Here is a 20,669-nt window from a genome sequence, read left to right on the forward strand (position 1 = left end):
ATCAATGGAAAAGCGATGAGCGCAAATCGCGCAGAAGCTTTGCAAACAAACGCCCGCCTTATTGAGGCGTTTCTGGAAATGATGGCGGTCGAACGCGCCGCCGCCGCCAATACGCTGAAAAATTACGGCCGCGATCTTGAGCGATTTTCTGTTTTTGTTTTGAAGGGCGGCGAGACGCTGGAAACCGCTGGCGCGGACGACATCGCAGCATGGCTGGAGGCGCTGGAGCGGCAGGGGCTGTCGGCGGCGACAGCAGCGCTCAAAACGACCGCGCTCCGGCAATTCTATCAATTTCTCTATACGGAAGGCTACCGGGCCGACAATCCGACGGCGGCGATTGAGCGTCCGAAAACAAGGCGGGCGCTTCCGAAAATCCTGACGCGCGAAGAAGTCGCGTCTCTCTTTGAAGCCGCGGAAGCGGTCGAAGGGCCGAGAGGCTTGCGGCTCGTCGCCATGCTGGAGATTCTTTACGCGGGAGGCTTGCGGGTGTCTGAGCTTGTGGGGCTCCCGCTCGCCGCTATGCGCAAGGGGGAGCGGTTGCTGATCATTCGCGGCAAGGGAGACAAGGAACGGCTTGCCCCGCTCACAGAGCGAGCGGTCTCGGCCGTCGAGGCTTATGTCGATGTGCGCAGCGATTTCCTCGAAGAGGGCGCCTCCTCGCCTTGGCTCTTTCCCTCACGCGGCAAGACCGGTCATATTACGACGGCGCGTTTCGCGCAGATGTTGAAAGATCTCGCCGCGGCGGCTGGCGTGGCGCCCTCAAAGGTGTCGCCTCATGTTCTGCGCCATGCCTTTGCGACTCATCTCCTTGATGGCGGGGCGGACCTCAGGAGTGTTCAGCAGATGCTGGGTCACGCCGACATCACCACCACCCAGATCTACACCCATGTGGCCCAGGATCGTCTCCGGGATCTCGTGATGACGAAGCATCCTCTGGCCCGGAAAAGGGGCGGGAAATAGCGGAATGCCTGAGGCCCTAATGACAAGGGTTGCCGCCTATTTGCCAAGATACTAGGTATTGCAGCAATCTGGATATCTGATCTCTAACCAAAGAGTCCCTATGTCTTCGCCCATGCGCACCTATCTCGATTTTGAAAAACCGATTGCCGAACTTGAGGGCAAGATTGCCGATCTCCGCCAGATGGATGGGGAGACCGGGGTCAATGTGGACGAAGAAATCGAAAAGCTTCAGGGCAAGGCGGACAGCCTTTTGTCCGACGCATATTCAAAGCTGTCGCGCTGGCAGAAAACGCAGGTTGCCCGGCATGCGGCGCGACCGCATTTCGCTGACTATGTCTCGCAGCTCGTAGACGATTTCACGCCGCTGGCCGGTGATCGCGCCTTTGGCGAAGATGCGGCGATCCTTGGCGGGCCGGCGCGCCTGCGCGGCCGGTCGATCATGCTGATCGGTCATGAAAAAGGCGCCGACACGGCGGGCCGCGTCAAACATAATTTCGGCATGGCCCGGCCTGAAGGCTACCGTAAGGCGATGCGCCTGATGGATATGGCCGAGCGGTTCAACATGCCTGTGGTGACGCTTGTAGATACGCCCGGCGCCTATCCGGGGCGCGGCGCGGAAGAACGGGGCCAGGCGGAAGCGATTGCATCGTGTACGGAAAAGTGCCTTGGTCTCGGCGCGCCGCTTATCTCCGTGATTGTCGGCGAGGGCGGCTCCGGCGGCGCCGTGGCGCTGGCCGCCGCAAACAAGGTCTTGATGCTTGAGCACTCCGTTTATTCCGTCATTTCGCCGGAAGGCTGCGCTTCCATTCTCTGGAAAGACGCCGCCGGCAAAGGGGAAAACAAGGCGCCCGATGCCGCGGAAGCCATGCGCATTTCGGCGCAGGACCTTTTAGAGCTGGGCGTTATCGACGGTGTTATTGCTGAGCCCGTGGGCGGCGCGCATCGCGATTCAGGGCTGACGATTGAACGTCTCGGAGACGCCGTGGAATCGGCGATCCGCGAACTCGAACATCTTTCTCCTGATGAACTCAAGCAACAGCGCAGGAACAAATTCCTCGCCATCGGCCGCACCGGCCTCGCATAGGCTCCTGTTCAAGGTTGATTAGTAGGAGAGGATGAGCAGGGCGATCAGCGCTGCAATCCCGCTTGCCAGCAATATTGTCGCCATTGGCAGGTTTTGCGGCATCCGCGGCGCCGGCGCCGGGAAATCATCGTCAAATTCATTTGGATCTTCCGCCGCCACGCGCACCTGTTCCCATTGCTTCGTCAAACGATACCATGGGGATGTGAAATTGCACGAGGCGTCTTGCGGCAAAGCGCGTCAGTTGCGGGACAAAACGCCGCTCAGGATAATGTCGCCGTTCTGACGGATGTCGATGCGCACACCGTCGCCAAGGTCAGGCAATTTGGCGCCACGTTTGGAGGTGAATGTCGCGTTGGCGCGACCCTTTACAATTTTCACCGTCACGACGGTTTGATCGTTCGCAACGACCTCCGCTTCACGCCCGGCGACGCCCTGCATGTCGACGACGAGTTTTTTTGCGCCGTCGCCGCCGATCAGAAAGGAAACGGCGCCCCGGCCCGTGAACCCGTTCACGCCGGTAAGCTTTGCAGAAAAGGGTCGCCATGCGAGCGGTAAGGCTCTGGTCAGCATGTCGATCATGGAGTCCCCCCGGACAGTTGCGCCAGCTTACCAGCATGGCTTGCAAAAGTTAATCCGGAGAAAAGCGATGAAACGCTAAGCCGTTGGCGTAGCTTTATTTTTCGCCGTGATATTCGCCTTCGGGCAGGTCATGGGCGAGGCGATTGTCAAGATAGGTCTCGGCGGTCGAAATAAACGCTTCAATATGGGACTCGAAAAAATGGTCGGCCCCGGGCACGACTTCGAATTCGATCTTGCGTCCCTTTTGCGTCCGCGTGCGTTCGACCATGCCGCGCGTCTCTTCCGGCGCGCAGATCTTGTCGTGTTCGGCGTGAATGACGACGCCGGAGGACGGGCAAGGCGCGAGGAAAGAAAAGTCGTAGAGATTGGCGGGGGTAGAGCCGGCGATGAAGCCAACGATTTCCGGCCGGCGCATCAAGAGCTGCATGGCGATCCAGGAGCCGAAAGAAAAACCCGCCACCCAGCTAAAGGGCGCGTTGGGGTTCATCTGCTGCATGTAATCGAGGGCTGTCGCAGCATCCGCGAGCTCGCCCTGGCCCTGATCATATTCGCCCTGGCTGCGGCCGACGCCGCGAAAATTGAAGCGCATGGTCGAAAAACCGCGGCGCACGAACATCTGGTAGAGTTCGTAGGTCGCGCGATTGTTCATGGTGCCGCCGAACATCGGATGCGGGTGCAGGATCAGCGCGACCGGCGGATTATCGCCTTTCCCTTTTTGATAGCGGCCTTCGAGGCGTCCTTCCGGACCGGCGAAAATCACTTCTGGCATCGTCTACCTTTTCAAATCCTGACGGGGCTGAGGCGAAACCCCAGCCACTCACTTACTTTTCATCCCCAGAAGGCGCAGAAATCGTCATTTCCACCGGTTTTTCAAGCGGCGCTAATGTTGACTGTTTTGGTCGGATTTCTTATTTCAGCTGCGCAAGGGGTCGAAGAGCGGGCGCGTATAGCACGTTTTCCCTTTGGCGCCAGCCGAACTGGCCAAATCGCGCGGATCAGGCGCACAGGCCGATAAGAGGATTTGGCAAGTGAAACTCACCACCAAAGGCAGATATGCGGTCTCGGCCCTTGCCGATATTGCGGCCACCGGGGCGGCGACGGGCAGCGAAGGGCCCGTGGCCCTGTCCGACGTCGCCTTGCGCCAGGGGATTTCGCTTTCTTATCTCGAACAGCTTTTTGCAAAACTCCGCCGCGCCGGTCTGGTGGACAGCGTCCGCGGCGTTGCGGGCGGTTATGCCTTGACGGCGCCGGCCGCGGAAATTCGCGTCGCCGATATCGTGGCGGCGGTGGATGAGGAGATCCGCACGACCGCGTGCGCCGCCGGGTCCTCCATCGGGTGTCAGGGAACGACGGCCAGATGTCTGACCCATGACCTCTGGGATGAGCTTGGCCGTCAGATCGAAGTCTTTCTCAACGCCGTCACGCTGGAAGATATCATTGAGCGGCGCGTTGCCGGCATGGCGTCTGTAAACGCGCCTAACCGTGAAGAACGATTTGCGGGAGCGGCGGAATAACGATGCGCCACTATCTCGACCATAACGCAACTGCGCCGGTGCGGCCCGAGGTGATTGACCTGATCGCCGAGACCATGCGCCATGACGGCAATTCGCTGTCCGTGCATGAAGAGGGGCGCAGCGCGCATAAAATTCTGGAAGATGCGCGCGAGCAAGTCCGGTCTCTCGTTAATGCGCCTGTCAACGGCGTCATCTTTACGAGTGGCGGCACGGAGTCGATTCACTACGCGCTTCATGGTGTGATGGCGCCGCACAAGATCAAACGGTTTTTCATCAGCGCGATTGAGCATACGGCGGTCGCCGCCAACGCCGAAACGACCGGCGCGGACATCGAATTCATTCCTGCCTTGCGCTCGGGTGTTGTTGATCTCGCCTGGCTGAAAGACCGGTTGAAAGACTATGATGTCGACCGCGACGGCGGCTTCATGGTTTGCGTCATGTTCGCCAATAATGAGACCGGCGTTATCCAACCTGTCGCCGAAGCTGCAGAGATTACGCATGATGCGGGCGGCCTCCTGTTCTGTGACGCGGCGCAGGCGGTTGGCAAAGTCCCCGTCAACTTCGTCATGTCCGGCGCCGACATCATGAGTTTCACCGGTCACAAATTCGGCGGGCCCGTGGGCGTCGGCGCGCTTGTCGCCGGACCGAACCTGCCGCTGGAACCGCAACTGCGCGGCGGCGGTCACGAGAGCAATCGCCGCGCCGGCACGCATAATGTGGCGGGAATCGCCGGGCTCGGCTTGGCTTGCGCGCTTGCGAAAGAAACCGTTGCCCATGCTGGCGATATCGCGGCGTTGCGCAACCGCATGGAAGACGCCGCCATTGAAGCGGGCGCCAAAATCTGGGGCGCCAGCGAAGAACGCCTGCCGGGGACGCTATGTCTGTCAGCGGACGGCTTTCCCGGCGCGACGCAATTGATGACCATGGACCTCGCCGGGCTCGCCATCTCGGCAGGCAGCGCATGCTCCTCCGGCAAGACAAAACCAAGTCATGTACTTGTTGCCATGGGCGCGAGCGACGAGGAAGCCACATCGGCGATCCGCGTCTCCTTGGGTTGGAACTCGACGGCGGAGGACGCCGACGCCTTCATCGAGACATGGCCGAAAGCCTATGAACGCATCAAGGTTCGCTCTGAACAAAAGGGGGCGGCGTGATGAAGAAACCGTCGCTGCTCCTGATCCTTTCCGCCGGTCACTCGCTGATCTGGTCGGCGGGCGTCTTCGCCGTGCTTCAATTCATGAGCATGACGTCAGGCGGCGCCCACGGCGCAGGCTTTGTCTGGGGCGTCACCGCCGGAACATTCGCACTTATCCTCGCTGCGCATCTCATCATCGGCTCGATGGTGCGCAAACGCATGGGTGCGAGTGCCCCGCGCAACAAAGAGGGGGCGGCGTGATGAGCAATTGGTTCACAAAAAGATCGCAGAAGGGTTTTTTGGGCTGGTTTGTTATATGGTTTGTCGTATTTGGCGCACCACAGGTCATTAAGTTTTTTATTTTTGACGAACAGTCTCTTTCCGATGAATGGCGCGCTTTGGTCTATCCGCTCATCATAGTTCTTATCTTTAGCACCCTCGCCGGATTCGTAATGTCAGCTATTGAAAGAAATCATTTCGCTAAGCTCGAAAAAGAAACCGAGAGCAGAAGCTAATCATGTCCGAAATCAAAGAAACCATTTCCAAAGAGACCGTCGAAACGGCGAAGTCGCTGGAGACCTATAAATACGGTTTCTCCACCGACATTGAATCGGTGAAGGCACCGAAGGGTCTTAATGAAGACACGGTGCGTTTCATCTCCGCCAAAAAGGAAGAGCCCGAATGGCTGCTCGAATGGCGGCTGGAAGCGTTTCGGCGCTGGCTGACCATGAAGGAGCCGGAATGGGCGATGGTGCATTATCCGCCCATCGACTATCAGGATCACTATTACTATTCCGAACCCACCTCCGGCGCGAAATATGAATCCATTGACGACGTGCCGCCGGAGATTCTCGCCGACTTCGAAAAGCTCGGTATTCCGCTGAAAGAAGCCGAAGTGCTGCTCGGTGTCGAAGGTGCGGGTCAGAGCCCCGGCGAGGCGAGAACCCACCCCGATGGCGCGCCCAATGGCGGCAATGGAAGCAAGGTCGCGGTGGACGCTGTCTTTGACTCCGTTTCCGTCGCCACGACCTTCAAGAAAGAGCTTCAGAAAGCCGGCGTCATCTTCATGTCGATTTCCGAGGCGGTGCGGGAGCATCCGGATCTGGTGCGGAAATATCTCGGTACGGTGGTGCCGGCTTCTGACAATTTCTTTGCGACCTTGAACACGGCGGTCTTTTCCGATGGCACGTTCGTCTATGTGCCCGAGGGGGTTCGTTGCCCCATGGAGCTGTCGACCTATTTTCGCATCAATGAGGCGAATACCGGCCAGTTCGAACGGACGCTCATCGTCGCGGCGCCGGGCAGTTATGTTTCCTATCTCGAAGGCTGCACCGCGCCCATGCGCGACGAAAACCAGCTTCACGCGGCCGTCGTTGAGCTCGTCGCGGAAGACGACGCGGAAATCAAATATTCAACGGTGCAGAACTGGTATCCCGGCGACAAGGACGGCAAGGGCGGCATTTATAATTTTGTGACCAAGCGCGCCGATTGCCGCGGGGTCAATTCGAAAGTCTCTTGGACGCAGGTCGAAACCGGCTCCGCCGTGACGTGGAAATATCCGTCCTGTGTGTTGAAAGGCGACAACTCTCAGGGCGAGTTCTACTCCATCGCCATCACCAACAATCACCAGCAGGCCGACACCGGCACCAAGATGATTCACTTGGGTAAGAACACGAAATCGCGGATTATTTCGAAAGGGATTTCCGCCGGCAAGTCGAACTCCACCTATCGCGGGCTCGTCAGCATTCACCGCAAGGCCGAAGGCGCGCGGAACTTCACCCAATGCGACTCACTTCTCATCGGCGATCAGTGCGGCGCCCACACCGTGCCTTATGTGGAGAGCAAAAACCCACGCGCGATCCTCGAGCACGAGGCGACAACCTCGCGTCTTTCCGAAGACCAGCTTTTCTACTGCCAGCAGCGCGGGCTTTCGGAAGAGGAAGCGGTGGCGCTTCTCGTCAATGGCTTCTGCAAGGAAGTGCTGCAGGAGCTTCCCATGGAATTCGCCGTCGAAGCACAGAAGCTTGTGAGCGTGAGCTTGGAAGGGAGCGTAGGGTGATGGCTAAGCCGCGCATTACAGTTGAACTATCAGAAGAAGGTGGCGCATCAGGCGTCGTCAACCTTCTTCTCAATGAAGAAGGCAGAGCCTTATTGATTACGAGCCTGCAAAGCCTCTCAAGAGAAAATGACCATTTTCATATGTTTGCTCCTGAATGGGGCGCCGACAATGAGCCTCTATCACTGAAGCCCTACAAAGAAGGGTCTTCCACTGCAGGACATCTGAAAGTCCATTATCGCCCTGATGATTGGGATCGGGAGTATTTTCCGCATTTGTTCGAACCTGAGGGAGCTGGCAAGTGACAAAAGGCTCCTCCAAACCCGTCCTCAATATCGACGACGCCGAGCTCATGGATTTCGTCAGTCCGAATGAAAAATTCAAAGCCAGGCTCGGGCGCATGGGGCCTGCGTTGGGTGCGGAAAAACTCGGCGCCATGCTGACCATTGTCGAGGCGGGAAAGCGCGCCTTTCCGTTTCACGTTCACCACGCGACGGAAGAGATGTTTTTCATCATCGAAGGCGAGGGCGAATATCGTTTTGGCGAGGACGTTTATCCTATTCGTAAAGGCGATCTGCTGTCGGCGCCTTGCGGCGGCCCCGAGCGCGCACACCAGATTATCAATACGAGCAAAGATACGCTGAAATATCTGGCGATTTCCGCCGGCGGCAAGATGGATGTCGTCGAATATCCGGACTCCGGAAAGTTCGCCGCCTTTTCCAGCGAGGATGGAAGCGATGAAAAAACGCGCATCCGCTATGTGGGGCGAACATCGTCGGCGGTGGATTATTTCGATGGCGAGGATGACTGAGCCAATGTTCGCAACCGATTTAGAGAGGATGAGCTGATGTTCTGGCGTCGTGAGGGCGGTCCGCTCGATATCAAGGACAACAGTCTGATGGCGTGGCTGTTGCGCTTCGTCGCAGCGCTTCTTGTGGCGGCGGTCGTGGTGATGATGTTTCGCCTCGGCGCGCCAAAGGCGTCAGCAGAAGAGGGGGCTTCTAAAGGTGACTCTCTTCCTTATGCGCTCGATGCCGGCTGGAAGGGCGAGAAAGTTTGCGAACTCTTGTTTGAGAATGACGATACGCGCGTCGGGCGCTGCACCTTTCCGCCGGGCGTTGGTCATGAACGTCATTACCATCCGCCCCATTATGGGTACATCCTGAAAGGCGGGACCATGCGCATCACCGACGCGGACGGAACGCGCGACGCCGAAACGCCGGACGGCGCCTCCTGGTGGAGCCCCGGCGTTGAATGGCATGAAGCGATCAATGTCGGCGACACGACCGCTGTGTACCTCATTTTCGAACCCAAAAGTGCGGCCGCTGTTACGGTCATGCCTGAGTAAGATCGAAAGGAGAATGATGATGGAAAAGCAGGATTGGGACGAGTGGGAAAAGCTCTACAGGAGATACGAAGAAAAGCGTCTGGCTTATGAGTCTGCGCTTGCGCATCTCGGCGGCGCTTTTTCAGAGCTCGCGCGCCATTATGACCGCAACAAGTTCGATCAGAACGGATTCGTGCGTGAAGAACAAACGCATCAGGAGTTTTTAAAAGCACGAGAGGCGCTGCACGAATTTCTGCATGAAAAAGTGAAAAAGGATTAGGCGCTCGCGCCCTCTGAAAGGCAATACAGTATGAAGCAACTGTTCCTCGTGGTTCTGATGATGGCGGCCGCATCTTGCGGCAAAGCCGATGATAATGCGCGCGAAGTTTATCGCGATCCTGCGCTGTCTGCGGATTTGCCGTTTTCCTCGGCCGTTGTCGTGGGCGAGGTTATCTATCTGTCCGGCGAAATTGGCCGGGCGCCGGGAACGACCGCTGTCGTTGAGGGCGGCGCCGGGGCGCAGACACGCCAGATTTTTGAGAATTACAAAGCGACGCTCGAAAATCTCGACGCCGGGCTTGAAGACATCGTCAAATGCACGGTCTTTCTGGAAGACATGGCGGAATATGCCGCCATGAATGAAGCCTATGCGGCGGCTTTCCCGGGCGACAAACCGGCCCGCTCCACCATGGGCGTTGACGGGCTGGCGCTCGGCGCCGCCGTTGAAATCGAATGTCTGGCAGTGAAGTCATGAAACAAGCGCTTGCTTTCATTGGCGTGATGTTGCTGGCCGCCTGCAGTGAAAACGAGGCGCCGCGCCCTGATTTCCGTGCAGCGCTTGACGCTCACCTTGCGGCGATCGAAGGGAAAGATTTTGAGGCCTACAAGCCGACCGTCACTGGCGGCGACGATCTTCATCTTATTTTCCCGGATGGATCAGTAATCGAAACGACAGAGGCCGTTTTCGACTTTCACCGGGAATGGTTCGCAGATCCGAACTGGGTGATGGAGCCGGAAATCGTGAAAGTGATGGAAGGCGAGGACATGGCCGCCGCCCTCCTGAAATACGACTATCGCGATACGCCCGAAGGCGACCCGCGCGGCTCCTGGCTTGTTCTTGTCTTCAAACTTGAAGCCGGAGAGTGGCGGCTCGTCCATGACCAAAACACCCGCATCACGCAAAATACGGATAGTGAAACCGAATAATGTTGAAAATTGACGATCTCCATGTCGCTGTGGGCGGCAATGAAATCCTGAAAGGCCTTTCGCTCGAGGTGCCGAAGGGCGAAGTGCACGCCATCATGGGCCCCAACGGTTCCGGCAAGTCGACGCTGTCTTACACCGTCGCAGGCCGCGATGGATATGAAGCGACGTCTGGCGGCGTGATGATCGATGGCGAGAGCGTACTCGAGCTTGATCCTGACGCGCGCGCGGCGAAGGGACTGTTTCTCTCCTTCCAGCATCCGATGGAAATTCCCGGCGTGCAGACCATGAATTTCATTCGCACCGCCATGAACGCCCAGCGCAAGGCGCGCGGGGAAGGCGAAGTCTCCGCGGCGGACTTCATTCGGCTGATCCGCGAAAAAGCGAAGCTGGTTGGGCTTGATGACGCCAAGCTGAAGCGCCAGTTCAATGTGGGTTTTTCCGGCGGCGAGAAAAAGCGCATGGAAATGCTGCAAATGGCGATGTTCGAGCCGCGTTTCGCCATCATGGATGAAACGGACTCCGGGCTCGATATCGACGCGCTCAAAATGGTTGGCGAAGTGGTGAATGCGCTGCGCGGACCGGATCGCGGCTTCCTTGTGATCACCCACTATCAGCGGCTGCTCGACTACATCAAGCCGGACGCGGTGCATGTGCTGGCGGACGGGCGGATCGTCAAGTCAGGCGGACCGGAGCTTGCGCTCGAGCTTGAAAAATCCGGCTACGAACAGTTTATCGAGGCGGTTTAAGAATCATGACGGCCCTTGCCAATCCATCCCCTTTTGAAGCGGCGCTTGAGGCTGACTTCACCGCGCGGTCCGCGACGAGCGAGGCGCAGGCGGCGGCGTTCGATCGCTTTGCAAAAATGCGCCTGCCCAACCGCCGTATCGAAGGCTGGAAATGGTCGGACATGAATGCGGCGTTGCGCAGTGTCGAACCGGGCGCGGCGGCGGACATAGATGTTAAGCCGTCGCCTTTTGCTGACTTGGGGGCGCTTGAATTTCGGATTATCAATGGCCGCATCGAACTTCCTGACGAGCCTGTATCTGAAGGACTGCGCTATGGCGTCGTCAATCCGGTCGCGACGATTTCGGAGTTGGAAACCCATCCGATTGCCTCGCTTAACGTCGCACTCGCGCGCAAGGCCTTAGGGTTTGAAGTTTCCGATGACGTTGCTTTTGAGCGTCCGGTGGTCATCCGTCACATCAATAATGGAAACGGGTTTTCCTTCGCGCAGACCATGATGCGTATCTCACCCGGCGCGCGATTGCGCCTCATTGAAATTTATGAGGGCGAAGGCGCAGGCTTTTATTCGCATCTCTGTCACATGGTGGTGCGCGACGGCGCCGAATTGCGCCGCGCCGTTTGGCAGGACGTTGGTGAAAACCGCATTGTGAATGGCATTTGCGCAGCAAAGATCGACGAAAAGGCGGTTTTCCAGAATACGGGGATCTCCACCGGGTCGCGGCTTTCGCGCCATGAATGTCACGCGCATTTCTGGGCGCCGGGCTCGTCCGCGTCGATCAACAGCGCCGCTTTACTTTCGGGCGAGCGGCATTCGGATTTTACAACAGATACGCAGTTTCGTGCTGAAGGCTGCGCCGTCAGCCAATTGCACAAAGGCGTCGCCCGCGATCGCGCTCGCAATGTCTTTCAGGGAAAGTTCCATGTGTTCCGCGAGGCGCAGAAGACCGATGCGAAGATGACCGCAAATGCGCTCCTTCTTTCCGAAGGCGCTGAGGCGAACCATAAACCCGAATTAGAGATTTATGCCGACGATGTGGAATGCGCCCATGGCTCGACGGTCGGTGCACTCGACGATGACGCGCTTTTCTATCTGCGCCAGCGCGGACTTGATGAAGCGGCTGCGCGGGCGCTGTTGATCGAAGCGTTTGTCGGTGAAGTCGTTGAAAAGTTTGAGGATGAGGCGTTGCGCGAAATTTTCGCCGCGCGTGTGGCTGAATGGCTGGAGCAGTAATGAGTGATGGATCGCCCGTAACGACGTTTGATGTCGAGGCGCTGCGCAAGGAGTTCCCAATCCTTTCACGCGATGCCTATGGCAAGCGGCTCGTCTATCTCGACAGCGCAGCCTCGGCGCAGAAACCACACGCTGTGATCGACGCCATGACGCATTCCATGGAGCATTCCTATGCGAATGTGCATCGGGGGCTGCATCTCTTGTCCAACGAAACGACGGCGGCTTATGAAGAGGCGCGAAACACCGTTGCGCGCTTCATTAACGCCAAATCGCCGGACGAGATCATTTTCACCTCCGGGGGCACGGACGCGTTTAACCTCGTCTCCTACGCCATGGGGGTGGAGGAAATAGGGGAGGGCGATGAGATCATCCTTTCCGTCGCGGAGCATCACTCCAATATTGTGCCGTGGCATCTCCTGCGCGAGCGCAAGGGCGCCGTCCTGAAATGGCTTGATGTTTCCGATGACGGCGAGATCGACCTTGACTCTTACCGCGCGCTCTTTTCGCCGAAGACGAAACTTGTGGCGCTGTCGCATATGTCGAATGTACTCGGCGCGCTCACGCCGGCGAAAGAGCTTGCGAAGATCGCTCACGAGCATGGCGCCAAAATCCTGTTCGACGGCTGCCAGGCGGGCGTTCACGGCGCTGTGGATGTGTCGGAGATTGACTGCGACTTTTATGTAATGACCGGCCACAAGCTTTACGGGCCGTCGGGCGTCGGCGTTCTGTATGGTAAGATGGACGCCTTGAAAGCCTTGCCGCCCTTCAAGGGCGGCGGCGAAATGATCGATATGGTGACGCAGGAAAACGTCACCTATAACGATCCGCCGCACCGTTTTGAGGCGGGAACGCCGCCGATTCTCGAAGCCATCGGATTGGGCGCATCCCTGAACTGGATGACGGAAAAAGGCGTCGAGGCCATCGCCGCCCATGAAGCGCGCCTCAAGGATCATGTGCTGGAAGAACTTTCGAAACTCAATTTCGTGCGCGTCTTCGGACGCGCGGAAGGAAAGGCGCCGATCATCGCCTTCACGGTGGAGAGCGCCCATCCCCACGATATTTCCGCGATTCTTGACCGCACCGGCGTCGCCGTGCGCGCAGGCCATCATTGTGCGCAGCCTTTGATGAAGCGCCTTGGCGTTCCGGCGACGGCGCGCGCGAGTTTCGCCGCCTACAACACCCATGACGATGTGGAGGCCCTGGTTGCAGGGCTCCACAAGACGCACCAGATGCTTGGCTGAGAGTGAATTATGGACGACCAACGCGACATTATCGATGTAAACCCGCCCGCCGAACCGGCGCCGCAGGCTGAAACCACGGGCGGCGCCTCTATCCCGGCGGAGGAGCTGGAGCGGATCACGGGCGACGTTATCCGGTCGCTCAAAACCGTTTACGATCCGGAAATCCCGGTTGATATTTATGAGCTGGGCCTCATCTATAAGGTTGATTTCGATGATGACCGGCTCCTGACCATCGATATGACCCTGACGGCGCCGGGCTGCCCCGTGGCGGGAGAAATGCCCGGCTGGGTCGAAGGCGCGGTGCGCGGCGTCGAAGGCGTTGAGGATGTGACGGTGAACATGGTGTTCGAGCCGCCCTGGACGCCGGAACGCATGTCCGACGAGGCGAAATTAGAGCTGGGATGGTTGTAAAGTTCGACAAAGAGTTTTTTGAAGGACGTAATGCACGCCGCAATTTCGTGTATGTGGTCAACTCAATTGGTTATTCCAGTATAGCACCAGTTTTACTTTTGTTTTTTGTTCCTCGCGGGTTTCTAGATACAAATATTGGTTTTGCCATAGTATTATTGTGCCTCTTTTTGTCGGCGGCGATTTTCGGGTTTATGCTGTTTATAGGGGCTCAGTTCAAATGTTTTGAATGTAAGTATCTCTTCTACGTTCTTGGAGTTGGATACACGTGGTGGGGGTGGATCAGATTGTGGCGGCCTGAGCGGATATGTCATAATTGTAAATCTGATCTTGGCCCTGCGTTAGGAGATTTTGATGACTCGACCAAGACCAAAAGTCGTAACGCTCACTGACGCTGCTGCGGCGCGTATGGGTGAAATCATGTCGGACGCCGAAGAGAATTTCATCGGCGTCAAGATCGGCGTCAAAAACGGCGGTTGCGCCGGCATGGAATACACCATGGACTACGCCACCGAGGCGGGCCCGCTCGACGAAGTTGTCGAGGAGAACGGGATCAAGATTTTGATCGATCCGAAAGCAATCCTGTTCCTTATCGGGACGCAGATCGATTACGTCACCGAAAAACTGTCGCAGCGTTTCGTGTTCAATAATCCGAACCAGACCGACGCCTGCGGCTGCGGTGAAAGCGTAACGATTGTCCCGGCGAAGGCTGATGCCTGATGGCGCCGTCCGCGTCATTTCTAGATTACGTCAAAGACCTCTTCTCGCCTTTCGGCGAAATCTCCGTCCGCAAGATGTTCGGCGGCGCTGGGATTTATTGCGACGGCGCGATTTTCGCGATCATTGGCGATGACGACATCTGGTTTAAAGTCGATGACGTAACGCGCGCCGAGTTCGAGGCGGCGGACTTGCGGCCCTTCGAAGTGGAGATGAACGGCAAGACCGGGACTATGTCCTATTACAACGCGCCGGAAGAAATCTTCGACGACAATGATGCGCTTCGCCATTGGACCGGACTGGCGCTCGCCGCTTCCGCGCGCGGCAAGAAGCCCGCGAAGAAAAAGACGGTCAAAAAGAAAGCCGCCAAGAAAGCGGCTTCCAAATCGGCCAAGCCGAAAGCCTAAAAGCGCGCGAAGAAATCCTAGCCGAAAAGCTCCGCAAGGAAGTTCGTCATCGCCTGCCATGACCGCCGGTCGGCGTCAGCGTCATAGACGGTGCCGAAATCGGGGTCGTTCGCCGCAGGGTTGGTAAAGGCGTGCATTGTCCCGCCATAGGCGTGAAGTTGCCAGTCGGCTTTCGCCTCGGTCATTTCCTCGCCGAAGGTTTTGACATTGTCCGGCGTCGCCATGGGATCGTCCCAGCCGTGAAGCGCCAGCACTTTCGGATTGATCTTGGCGGCGGTGTTGCCCGGCGCATGAAGGAGCCCGTGGAAACTGACAACGCCAGCGGCGTCAGCATTCGATCGCGCGATGTCGAGGACGCAGAGCCCGCCAAAACAAAAGCCGATAGCGGCGATCTTTGCGCCGTCAACTTCAGGCTGATCTTTGACCATCTCGATATTAGCTTTTAGACGCGCCTGAAGCATTGCGCGGTCTTCGGTGAAGGGTTTGATGAGCGCCTGGCATTCTTCTTTCGACTGACCGAGAACGCCTTTGCCGAAGAGGTCGATGGCGACGGCGGCGTAGCCGAGCTTCGCCAGCGCTTCGGCTTTTTCATTTTCGAAAGGGGACCGGCCCGCCCAGGCATGACAAATCAGGATGCCGGGTTTTGGCGAACCATCCGGGGCGGCCAGAAAAGCTTCAAACGTTTTGCCGTCGATCGTGTAATCGAATGAACGGGTGTTCGCCATGCTGTCCTCCTTCATCTGCGAGTTGATGGAGGTTTTGCCAGCTTGTTCCGCGTTTGTCAGCCTTGAATTCGGGTGTGTTGGCGGCTAGCGGCGAAAGGCGCTGCGGTGCAGGTTCTCAGCGAAGCCTGCGCAAGCCGACATGAATGCGTCTGCAATGGTTTCGCGGGACGGCTGGGCCGGGGCGTCATGCAACGGGTTGGGCCGCGCCGGTTTTTGCCCCACGAAAGAGCAAACACTATTGTCTGGTGTGATGATAAACAGCTCTTGATCGCTGCCTGAAACAATACGCATAACCCACCCTCATACTTGTCTCGAACCCGCGTCACGTCGAGAACAGGGGACTTATGCAAAAAGTTCCCTAAGTTATGGTGAATGGACCGGTTACTCTATTGCGCCAAGGCGGCTGATCTTCAGCGTATTGGTCTTTCCGGGCCGGCCAAAGGGATAGCCCGCAAGGATGATGATGCGGTCGCCGTCAACGCCGCCATTGGCTTTGGCGAGGGTGTCCGCCTTTTCCAGCATCTCGTGGAAATGGGAGATGTCCTCGGTGACCACGGAGCGAACGCCCCAGTAAAGCGCGAGCTTTCGGGCAACGGCGTCATCTGGGGTTGCCGCAATGACAGGGCATTTTGGCCGGTCCCGGGAAAGGCGCTGCACCGTCGAGCCTGTTTTTGTGTAGGCGACAGCGAACCTGCAGTCGAGCACCTCGGCGATGCGCCGCGCCGACAGGGTGATGGCGTCCGCGGTCGTGTATTCTTCTTCCTCACGCACAACCGTCTTGTAGCTGCCGGATTCATCGTCCTCCTCGGTCGCGGCAATGATCCGGTCCATGATGGCGACGGCTGTGGGCGGATGGCGCCCGACGGCGGTTTCGGCGGAGAGCATGACCGCATCTGCGCCCTGAAAGACGGCGGTGGAGACGTCCGAGGCTTCCGCCCGGGTCGGCGCAATCGATTCCACCATGGATTCGAGCATGTGGGTCGCTACGATCACCGGCTTGCCGACGCGGCGGCAGGTGCGCACGATCTTGCGCTGGAGGAGGGGCACGTCCTCCGGCGCGCATTCGACCCCAAGGTCCCCACGCGCCACCATGATCGCGTCGGAAAGGTCGATGATCTCTTCGATATGGTCGATCGCGGAGGGCTTTTCTATTTTGGAGATTATCCCTGCGCGGCCTGCGATGAGCTCACGCGCTTCGCGCACATCATCGGGCTGCTGGACGAAGGACAGGGCGATGTAGTCGACGTCGATACTGAGGGCGAAATCAAGATCAGCGCGGTCCTTTTCCGTTAGCGCCGATATCGGCAGCCGCCGCCCCGGGACATTAATCCCTTTTTTATTTTTCAGTTCGCCCGGCGTGTCAGCCTTGGCGATGATGGAGCGATCATTGCGCTCAGAGATGGTGAGCTGCAAACGGCCGTCATCGAGTTTCAAAATGTCGCCCGGCTGAAGAACGTCGAGCAATTCCTTATGGGGGATGGGGATGACATGATCGTCATTGGACTCAGGCGACAGCGAAAGCTTGTATTCGGCCCCGTAGCGCAATTTGATTGAGCCGCCCTCAAAGGACCCGGTGCGGATTTTCGGCCCCTGAAGGTCGGCGAACATGGCGAGGGGCACGCCGGTGTCGCGCTCAATATCGCGGATCGATTTGGCGACGCCGGCGAGCTTGTCATGATCGCCATGGCTCATATTAAGCCGGAACACATCAACGCCTGCATTGAACAAAAGGCGCAGCATGGAAGGCGACGCGCTGGCGGGGCCGATGGTTGCAACAATTTTGCAAAGTCGTTTTCGCATAAAGCCGACGCTACGCGGTTTCGCGCGGTCTGAGAACACCTAATATTTTGGCTGAGGGGACCCTAATCGCTTTCTGCGGTCTCCACATTCTGACCGTATAACGAGATCGTTGATATCGCCATTTTCGCCGAACCTTCTACGGGTCGACGACTATAGGCTACATAGATCAGCGTATGATTCTCCGCGTCATAAATACGCCGCACAGCCATGGATTTGAACACGAGGCTGATGCGCTGGGAAAAAACTTCTTCGCCATCTTTTCCATCGTCGATATCGCCGATCCGAATAGGGCCTGTCTGGCGGCAGGCGATTGATGCGTTGGAAGGGTCTTCGAACCAGTTTCCTTTGGAGACCCGGTCCCAGAAGCCGCGGTCGAAATGGGATAAATGGCAGGTGACGCCTTCGACTTTGGGATCTGACAAAGCTTCGATCTTGATCTCATTGCCGACCCAGTCGTTTTTGAATTCACCGACTTCGGTGTCGCTGCGACCGCAGGCGGCGAGGGCCAACGCGGCGATGCAGGAAAGTAAAAAAGCATTTCTCATGATTTCACTTTGCGCTTGCTGAAACAAAAAAGCCACTTCGAAAAGCGGCTTTTTGGGAAGGCTTTCAATTTTGGTTCAACCTTCGGGCATGTCTTTGCGTTTGGTTTTCGCTGCAGCGCTCATGATCCCCATACCGATGACGACCAAAGCGCCGATACCGATCCAGATCGGCGGGGCTCCCAGTTGAAAAGCGCCGAAGGCAAGCCCGGCGGCGAGCACAATGGCTCCCAGAAGATAAGCGGTAAAAGCGGACATAACGGTTCTCCAGAATCTGTGTCTGGACCAAACACCTTTCTGCTGGAATAGTTCCCCCGGCTAGCGGTCGCAAAGCGCGGCTTTCGCCGCTTCGTAGTCGCGCGCCATCTTGTCGACAAAGGCGGCTGTCGAGGTCACTTCCTTGACTGCGCCGATCCCCTGGCCGCAGCCCCAGATGTCTTTCCAGACTTTTTTTGCATTATCCCCGCCGGACTTGAAATCCATCTTGGAGGGATCGCTTTCGGGAAGATTGTCCGGGTCCATTCCCGAATTGCGGATGGACGGTTTTAGATAGTTGCCATGCACGCCGGAAAAATAATTCGTGTAAACAATATCGTCTGCATAGGCGTCGACAATGCCTTGCTTATAAGCATCATCGGCATTGGCTTCCTCGGTCGCAATAAACGCAGAGCCGATATAACCGAAATCGGCGCCCATGGCCTCGGCCGCCAGCACCGACTGGCCGCGCGCTATTGATCCGGAAAGGGCGAGGGGGCCATCGAACCATTCCCGAATTTCCTGAACCAAAGCAAACGGGGATTGGACGCCAGCATGACCTCCGGCGCCGGCGGCGACGCAAATAAGACCGTCGGCGCCTTTCTCGATCGCCTTCCTGGCGAAGGTGTTGTTGATGACATCGTGCAAGACGATGCCGCCATAGGAATGGATCGCTTCGTAGACCTCTTCACGGGCGCCGAGCGAGGTGATGACGATTGGGACCTGATGCTTCACACAGGCCTCTACATCATGCATTAGCCGCTCATTGGTGCGGTGCACGATCTGGTTTACGGCGAATGGCGCCGTTGGAAGGTTAGGTTGCTCTTCCTCATGCCATGCGAGGGCGTCCTTGACTTCAATGAGCCATTTATCGAGCATTTCAGCCGGCCTGGCGTTCAACGCCGGAAAAGAGCCGATGACGCCGGCCTGGCACTGGGCGATGACCAGCTTTGGCGTCGAGACGATGAACATAGGCGCGCCGATGACGGGCAAACGCATTTTTGCTTTGAGCTCGGAAACGGACGGCATGAGTATCTCCTGTTTTCGCCATAGCTAAGGCGAAGCCGCGCAGTCTAGCAACCGGCAAAGGCAGCCATGTTTTGCGCAGATGCCGGGAAAGAGGCATAATACCGGTAAAAAGACAGGGAGATGCATGAGCCAGCGCGAAATTCTGAACCCGCCCGTTATTGCCGATCTCATCGAAATTCAGGCCCGGGAACGACCCGACCGCATTGGGCTTGTCTTCGAAGGCCGAAGTTTTACCTATGCGGAAATGAATGCGCGGGCTAATCGCGCGGCGCAGGCGCTTATATCGCTAGGCGTCAAGCGCGGCGACCGCATCGCGTGGCTTGCCCGCAATGTTTCGACGTTCTGGGATGCGCTGTTCGGGGCCGCGAAAATCGGTGCGGTGATGACCCCGATCAACTGGCGCCTCGCTCCGGCGGAAGTGGCGCAAATCCTCAATGACGCCCGGCCCGTGCTCTTGGTTGGTGAGGCGACGTTTCTCGAGGCCCTCCGCGCCGAGGGCGACGCGGCGGCGGTCAAAACGATGATGCTTGAGACCGGCGGCGAGGACTGTTTCGACGCATTTGTGGACCGGCAGGATGATGCGGCGCCAGACTATAAGCCGACGCCGGAAGACATCGCTGTTCAGCTTTACACCAGCGGCACGACGGGGCTGCCCAAAGGCGTCGTGCTGCCGAACCGCTGTTATTTCGAGGTCGGCGCTTCCGGGGAAGCCGCAGGCGTTATTATTCCGCAAACGGATGATGAATCCATCTTGCACGCTTTGCCGCACTTTCATGTGGCCGGCGTCAATTTCGGCTTTATGGCTGTTGCGCGCACCATGCCCATTATCCAGCATCGCCAGTTCGACCCAGCCGCGATCGTCAAAGAGGCGCAAGGCGATGCGCCGCTTAACTCGTTTCTTGTCCCGGCCATGATCATGATGATCCTTGAAGCGGCGAAGAGCGCCGGCGCCTCACTGGAAAAATTTGCAGGCGTCAGTTACGGCGCCGCGCCTATGCCGGAGCCGCTGCTCGACGCCGCCATGGCGGCGATGCCCAATGCGGTGTTCACGCAATTCTACGGCATGACCGAGACAACCGGCGGCGTCACTGTGCTCGCTCATGGCGATCACGCAAAAGGGAAGAAACAACGCGTTTCCGCCGGCAAACCGCTTCCCTCTTGCGAGGTGAAGATATGTGACCCTGTCACCGGAGCGGAAAAACAGGCAGGAGAAACCGGTGAGATTGTCGCGCGGTCAGGTTTTGTGATGGACGGATACTGGATGAAGCCGGACGCCACATCGGAAGCGGTGCGTGACGGCTGGTACTGGTCGGGGGACGCGGGCTATGCGGATGATGAAGGATTTATCTATGTCGTTGACCGTATCAAAGACATGATCATTTCCGGCGGTGAAAATATTTACCCTGCAGAAATTGAAACGGTGCTGGCGAAGTGTCCGGCGCTTTTGGAAGTTGCGGTGATTGGTGTTCCTGATGAGAAATGGGGCGAGGCGGTTAAAGTCGTCGCGGTGAGGCGGCCGGGCGCGGAAATCGACGAAGCGGGCGTCAGCGATTTCCTGAAGGGGAAAATCGCCGATTTTAAACTTCCCAAACATGTCGCATTCTTGGACAGGTTGCCCCGCAATCCGTCCGGCAAGATTCTCAAAACGGCGCTCAGAAATACCGAATCAACGCCGCCGAAGGCCGACTGAGGTCGCCCCAAGGGATCTA

General features: G+C 57.8%; 29 protein-coding genes. 20 read left to right on the forward strand and 9 right to left on the reverse strand.

Annotated elements, in window-relative coordinates; all coding sequences use genetic code 11:
• Nucleotides 1-15: 15 nt before the first annotated feature.
• Both ACFC5L_RS07255 and ACFC5L_RS07260 read left to right on the forward strand, forming a co-directional pair.
• Nucleotides 16-960, forward strand: a complete 945-nt coding sequence (locus ACFC5L_RS07255) for a site-specific tyrosine recombinase XerD (protein ID WP_375200939.1) — start codon at nucleotides 16-18, stop codon at nucleotides 958-960.
• A 112-nt stretch (nucleotides 961-1,072) separates the two neighbouring features.
• The gene (locus tag ACFC5L_RS07260) at nucleotides 1,073-2,044 is read left to right on the forward strand and encodes an acetyl-CoA carboxylase carboxyltransferase subunit alpha (RefSeq protein ID WP_375202336.1); all 972 of its coding nucleotides are present in this window, start codon (nucleotides 1,073-1,075) and stop codon (nucleotides 2,042-2,044) included.
• Between the two features lie 18 nt (nucleotides 2,045-2,062).
• Here the strand turns inward: ACFC5L_RS07260 and ACFC5L_RS07265 are convergent, their stop codons facing one another.
• The 3 genes from ACFC5L_RS07265 to ACFC5L_RS07275 form a co-directional block, all read right to left on the reverse strand.
• The gene (locus ACFC5L_RS07265) at nucleotides 2,063-2,230 is read right to left on the reverse strand and encodes a hypothetical protein (protein ID WP_375200938.1); all 168 of its coding nucleotides are present in this window, start codon (nucleotides 2,228-2,230) and stop codon (nucleotides 2,063-2,065) included.
• Between the two features lie 51 nt (nucleotides 2,231-2,281).
• Complete coding sequence (locus tag ACFC5L_RS07270) at nucleotides 2,282-2,623, reverse strand: hypothetical protein (protein WP_375200937.1); 342 nt, start codon at nucleotides 2,621-2,623, stop codon at nucleotides 2,282-2,284.
• A gap of 94 nt (nucleotides 2,624-2,717) precedes the next feature.
• Nucleotides 2,718-3,392 carry an alpha/beta hydrolase gene (locus ACFC5L_RS07275; RefSeq protein ID WP_375200936.1) on the reverse strand — a complete coding sequence of 225 codons (675 nt, stop codon included), beginning with the start codon at nucleotides 3,390-3,392 and terminating at the stop codon, nucleotides 2,718-2,720.
• Nucleotides 3,393-3,651: 259 nt separating this feature from the next.
• Here ACFC5L_RS07275 and ACFC5L_RS07280 point away from each other — a divergent pair, with 259 nt between their 5' ends.
• The 17 genes from ACFC5L_RS07280 (at nucleotide 3,652) to ACFC5L_RS07360 (ending at nucleotide 14,609) form a co-directional block, all read left to right on the forward strand.
• On the forward strand, nucleotides 3,652-4,137 hold the full coding sequence (locus ACFC5L_RS07280) for an Rrf2 family transcriptional regulator (RefSeq protein ID WP_375200935.1): 486 nt from the start codon (nucleotides 3,652-3,654) through the stop codon (nucleotides 4,135-4,137).
• A gap of 2 nt (nucleotides 4,138-4,139) precedes the next feature.
• Nucleotides 4,140-5,291, forward strand: coding sequence for a cysteine desulfurase family protein (locus tag ACFC5L_RS07285; protein WP_375200934.1), 1,152 nt, complete (start codon nucleotides 4,140-4,142; stop codon nucleotides 5,289-5,291).
• Nucleotides 5,291-5,533, forward strand: coding sequence for a hypothetical protein (locus ACFC5L_RS07290; RefSeq protein ID WP_375200933.1), 243 nt, complete (start codon nucleotides 5,291-5,293; stop codon nucleotides 5,531-5,533). Before ACFC5L_RS07285 ends, ACFC5L_RS07290 begins: the two co-directional genes overlap by 1 nt.
• Nucleotides 5,533-5,787 carry a hypothetical protein gene (locus tag ACFC5L_RS07295; RefSeq protein ID WP_375200932.1) on the forward strand — a complete coding sequence of 85 codons (255 nt, stop codon included), beginning with the start codon at nucleotides 5,533-5,535 and terminating at the stop codon, nucleotides 5,785-5,787. Before ACFC5L_RS07290 ends, ACFC5L_RS07295 begins: the two co-directional genes overlap by 1 nt.
• Nucleotides 5,788-5,789: 2 nt before the next feature.
• Nucleotides 5,790-7,331, forward strand: a complete 1,542-nt coding sequence (gene sufB, locus ACFC5L_RS07300) for a Fe-S cluster assembly protein SufB (RefSeq protein ID WP_375200931.1) — start codon at nucleotides 5,790-5,792, stop codon at nucleotides 7,329-7,331.
• The gene (locus tag ACFC5L_RS07305) at nucleotides 7,331-7,633 is read left to right on the forward strand and encodes a hypothetical protein (protein ID WP_375200930.1); all 303 of its coding nucleotides are present in this window, start codon (nucleotides 7,331-7,333) and stop codon (nucleotides 7,631-7,633) included. Before sufB ends, ACFC5L_RS07305 begins: the two co-directional genes overlap by 1 nt.
• Nucleotides 7,630-8,139 (forward strand): cupin domain-containing protein, encoded by a 510-nt coding sequence (locus ACFC5L_RS07310; RefSeq protein ID WP_375200929.1) that lies wholly within the window; start codon nucleotides 7,630-7,632, stop codon nucleotides 8,137-8,139. The genes ACFC5L_RS07305 and ACFC5L_RS07310 overlap by 4 nt, the downstream gene beginning before the upstream one ends.
• A gap of 36 nt (nucleotides 8,140-8,175) precedes the next feature.
• Nucleotides 8,176-8,676 carry a cupin domain-containing protein gene (locus ACFC5L_RS07315; RefSeq protein WP_375200928.1) on the forward strand — a complete coding sequence of 167 codons (501 nt, stop codon included), beginning with the start codon at nucleotides 8,176-8,178 and terminating at the stop codon, nucleotides 8,674-8,676.
• A 13-nt stretch (nucleotides 8,677-8,689) separates the two neighbouring features.
• Entirely contained in the window at nucleotides 8,690-8,935 is a 246-nt protein-coding gene (locus ACFC5L_RS07320; RefSeq protein ID WP_375200927.1) for a hypothetical protein, read from the forward strand.
• Nucleotides 8,936-8,965: 30 nt separating this feature from the next.
• Nucleotides 8,966-9,409, forward strand: coding sequence for a RidA family protein (locus ACFC5L_RS07325; protein WP_375200926.1), 444 nt, complete (start codon nucleotides 8,966-8,968; stop codon nucleotides 9,407-9,409).
• Entirely contained in the window at nucleotides 9,406-9,861 is a 456-nt protein-coding gene (locus ACFC5L_RS07330; RefSeq protein WP_375200925.1) for a YybH family protein, read from the forward strand. Before ACFC5L_RS07325 ends, ACFC5L_RS07330 begins: the two co-directional genes overlap by 4 nt.
• Nucleotides 9,861-10,607, forward strand: coding sequence for a Fe-S cluster assembly ATPase SufC (gene sufC / locus ACFC5L_RS07335; RefSeq protein ID WP_375200924.1), 747 nt, complete (start codon nucleotides 9,861-9,863; stop codon nucleotides 10,605-10,607). Before ACFC5L_RS07330 ends, sufC begins: the two co-directional genes overlap by 1 nt.
• 5 nt (nucleotides 10,608-10,612) lie before the next feature.
• A complete protein-coding gene (sufD, locus tag ACFC5L_RS07340) occupies nucleotides 10,613-11,836 on the forward strand; it encodes a Fe-S cluster assembly protein SufD (protein WP_375200923.1) in 1,224 nt (407 codons plus the stop codon).
• On the forward strand, nucleotides 11,836-13,077 hold the full coding sequence (locus ACFC5L_RS07345) for an aminotransferase class V-fold PLP-dependent enzyme (protein WP_375200922.1): 1,242 nt from the start codon (nucleotides 11,836-11,838) through the stop codon (nucleotides 13,075-13,077). The genes sufD and ACFC5L_RS07345 overlap by 1 nt, the downstream gene beginning before the upstream one ends.
• A gap of 9 nt (nucleotides 13,078-13,086) precedes the next feature.
• Complete coding sequence (locus ACFC5L_RS07350) at nucleotides 13,087-13,488, forward strand: SUF system Fe-S cluster assembly protein (RefSeq protein WP_375200921.1); 402 nt, start codon at nucleotides 13,087-13,089, stop codon at nucleotides 13,486-13,488.
• Nucleotides 13,489-13,839: 351 nt separating this feature from the next.
• The gene (locus ACFC5L_RS07355; protein WP_375200920.1) at nucleotides 13,840-14,205 is read left to right on the forward strand and encodes a HesB/IscA family protein; all 366 of its coding nucleotides are present in this window, start codon (nucleotides 13,840-13,842) and stop codon (nucleotides 14,203-14,205) included.
• Nucleotides 14,205-14,609, forward strand: a complete 405-nt coding sequence (locus ACFC5L_RS07360; protein WP_375200919.1) for a TfoX/Sxy family protein — start codon at nucleotides 14,205-14,207, stop codon at nucleotides 14,607-14,609. Before ACFC5L_RS07355 ends, ACFC5L_RS07360 begins: the two co-directional genes overlap by 1 nt.
• 17 nt (nucleotides 14,610-14,626) lie before the next feature.
• Here ACFC5L_RS07360 and ACFC5L_RS07365 read toward each other — a convergent pair whose 3' ends face one another.
• From ACFC5L_RS07365 to ACFC5L_RS07390, 6 genes are all read right to left on the reverse strand, one after another.
• Nucleotides 14,627-15,334, reverse strand: coding sequence for a dienelactone hydrolase family protein (locus tag ACFC5L_RS07365; protein ID WP_375200918.1), 708 nt, complete (start codon nucleotides 15,332-15,334; stop codon nucleotides 14,627-14,629).
• Nucleotides 15,335-15,418: 84 nt separating this feature from the next.
• Complete coding sequence (locus tag ACFC5L_RS07370; protein ID WP_375200917.1) at nucleotides 15,419-15,625, reverse strand: hypothetical protein; 207 nt, start codon at nucleotides 15,623-15,625, stop codon at nucleotides 15,419-15,421.
• A gap of 90 nt (nucleotides 15,626-15,715) precedes the next feature.
• Entirely contained in the window at nucleotides 15,716-17,134 is a 1,419-nt protein-coding gene (pyk, locus tag ACFC5L_RS07375; protein WP_375200916.1) for a pyruvate kinase, read from the reverse strand.
• A 62-nt stretch (nucleotides 17,135-17,196) separates the two neighbouring features.
• Nucleotides 17,197-17,679 carry a CreA family protein gene (locus tag ACFC5L_RS07380; RefSeq protein ID WP_375200915.1) on the reverse strand — a complete coding sequence of 161 codons (483 nt, stop codon included), beginning with the start codon at nucleotides 17,677-17,679 and terminating at the stop codon, nucleotides 17,197-17,199.
• 75 nt (nucleotides 17,680-17,754) lie between these two features.
• Nucleotides 17,755-17,934: a hypothetical protein gene (locus ACFC5L_RS07385; protein ID WP_375200914.1), complete on the reverse strand. Its 180-nt coding sequence runs from the start codon at nucleotides 17,932-17,934 to the stop codon at nucleotides 17,755-17,757.
• Nucleotides 17,935-17,994: 60 nt separating this feature from the next.
• On the reverse strand, nucleotides 17,995-18,960 hold the full coding sequence (locus ACFC5L_RS07390) for an NAD(P)H-dependent flavin oxidoreductase (RefSeq protein WP_375200913.1): 966 nt from the start codon (nucleotides 18,958-18,960) through the stop codon (nucleotides 17,995-17,997).
• 124 nt (nucleotides 18,961-19,084) lie between these two features.
• Between ACFC5L_RS07390 and ACFC5L_RS07395 the strand changes: the two genes are divergently transcribed.
• Nucleotides 19,085-20,650: a long-chain-fatty-acid--CoA ligase gene (locus tag ACFC5L_RS07395; protein WP_375200912.1), complete on the forward strand. Its 1,566-nt coding sequence runs from the start codon at nucleotides 19,085-19,087 to the stop codon at nucleotides 20,648-20,650.
• The last annotated feature ends 19 nt before the right edge of the window (nucleotides 20,651-20,669 follow it).

It is taken from the genome of Hyphococcus sp. (assembly GCF_041986965.1).
GTDB lineage: Bacteria > Pseudomonadota > Alphaproteobacteria > Caulobacterales > Parvularculaceae > Hyphococcus.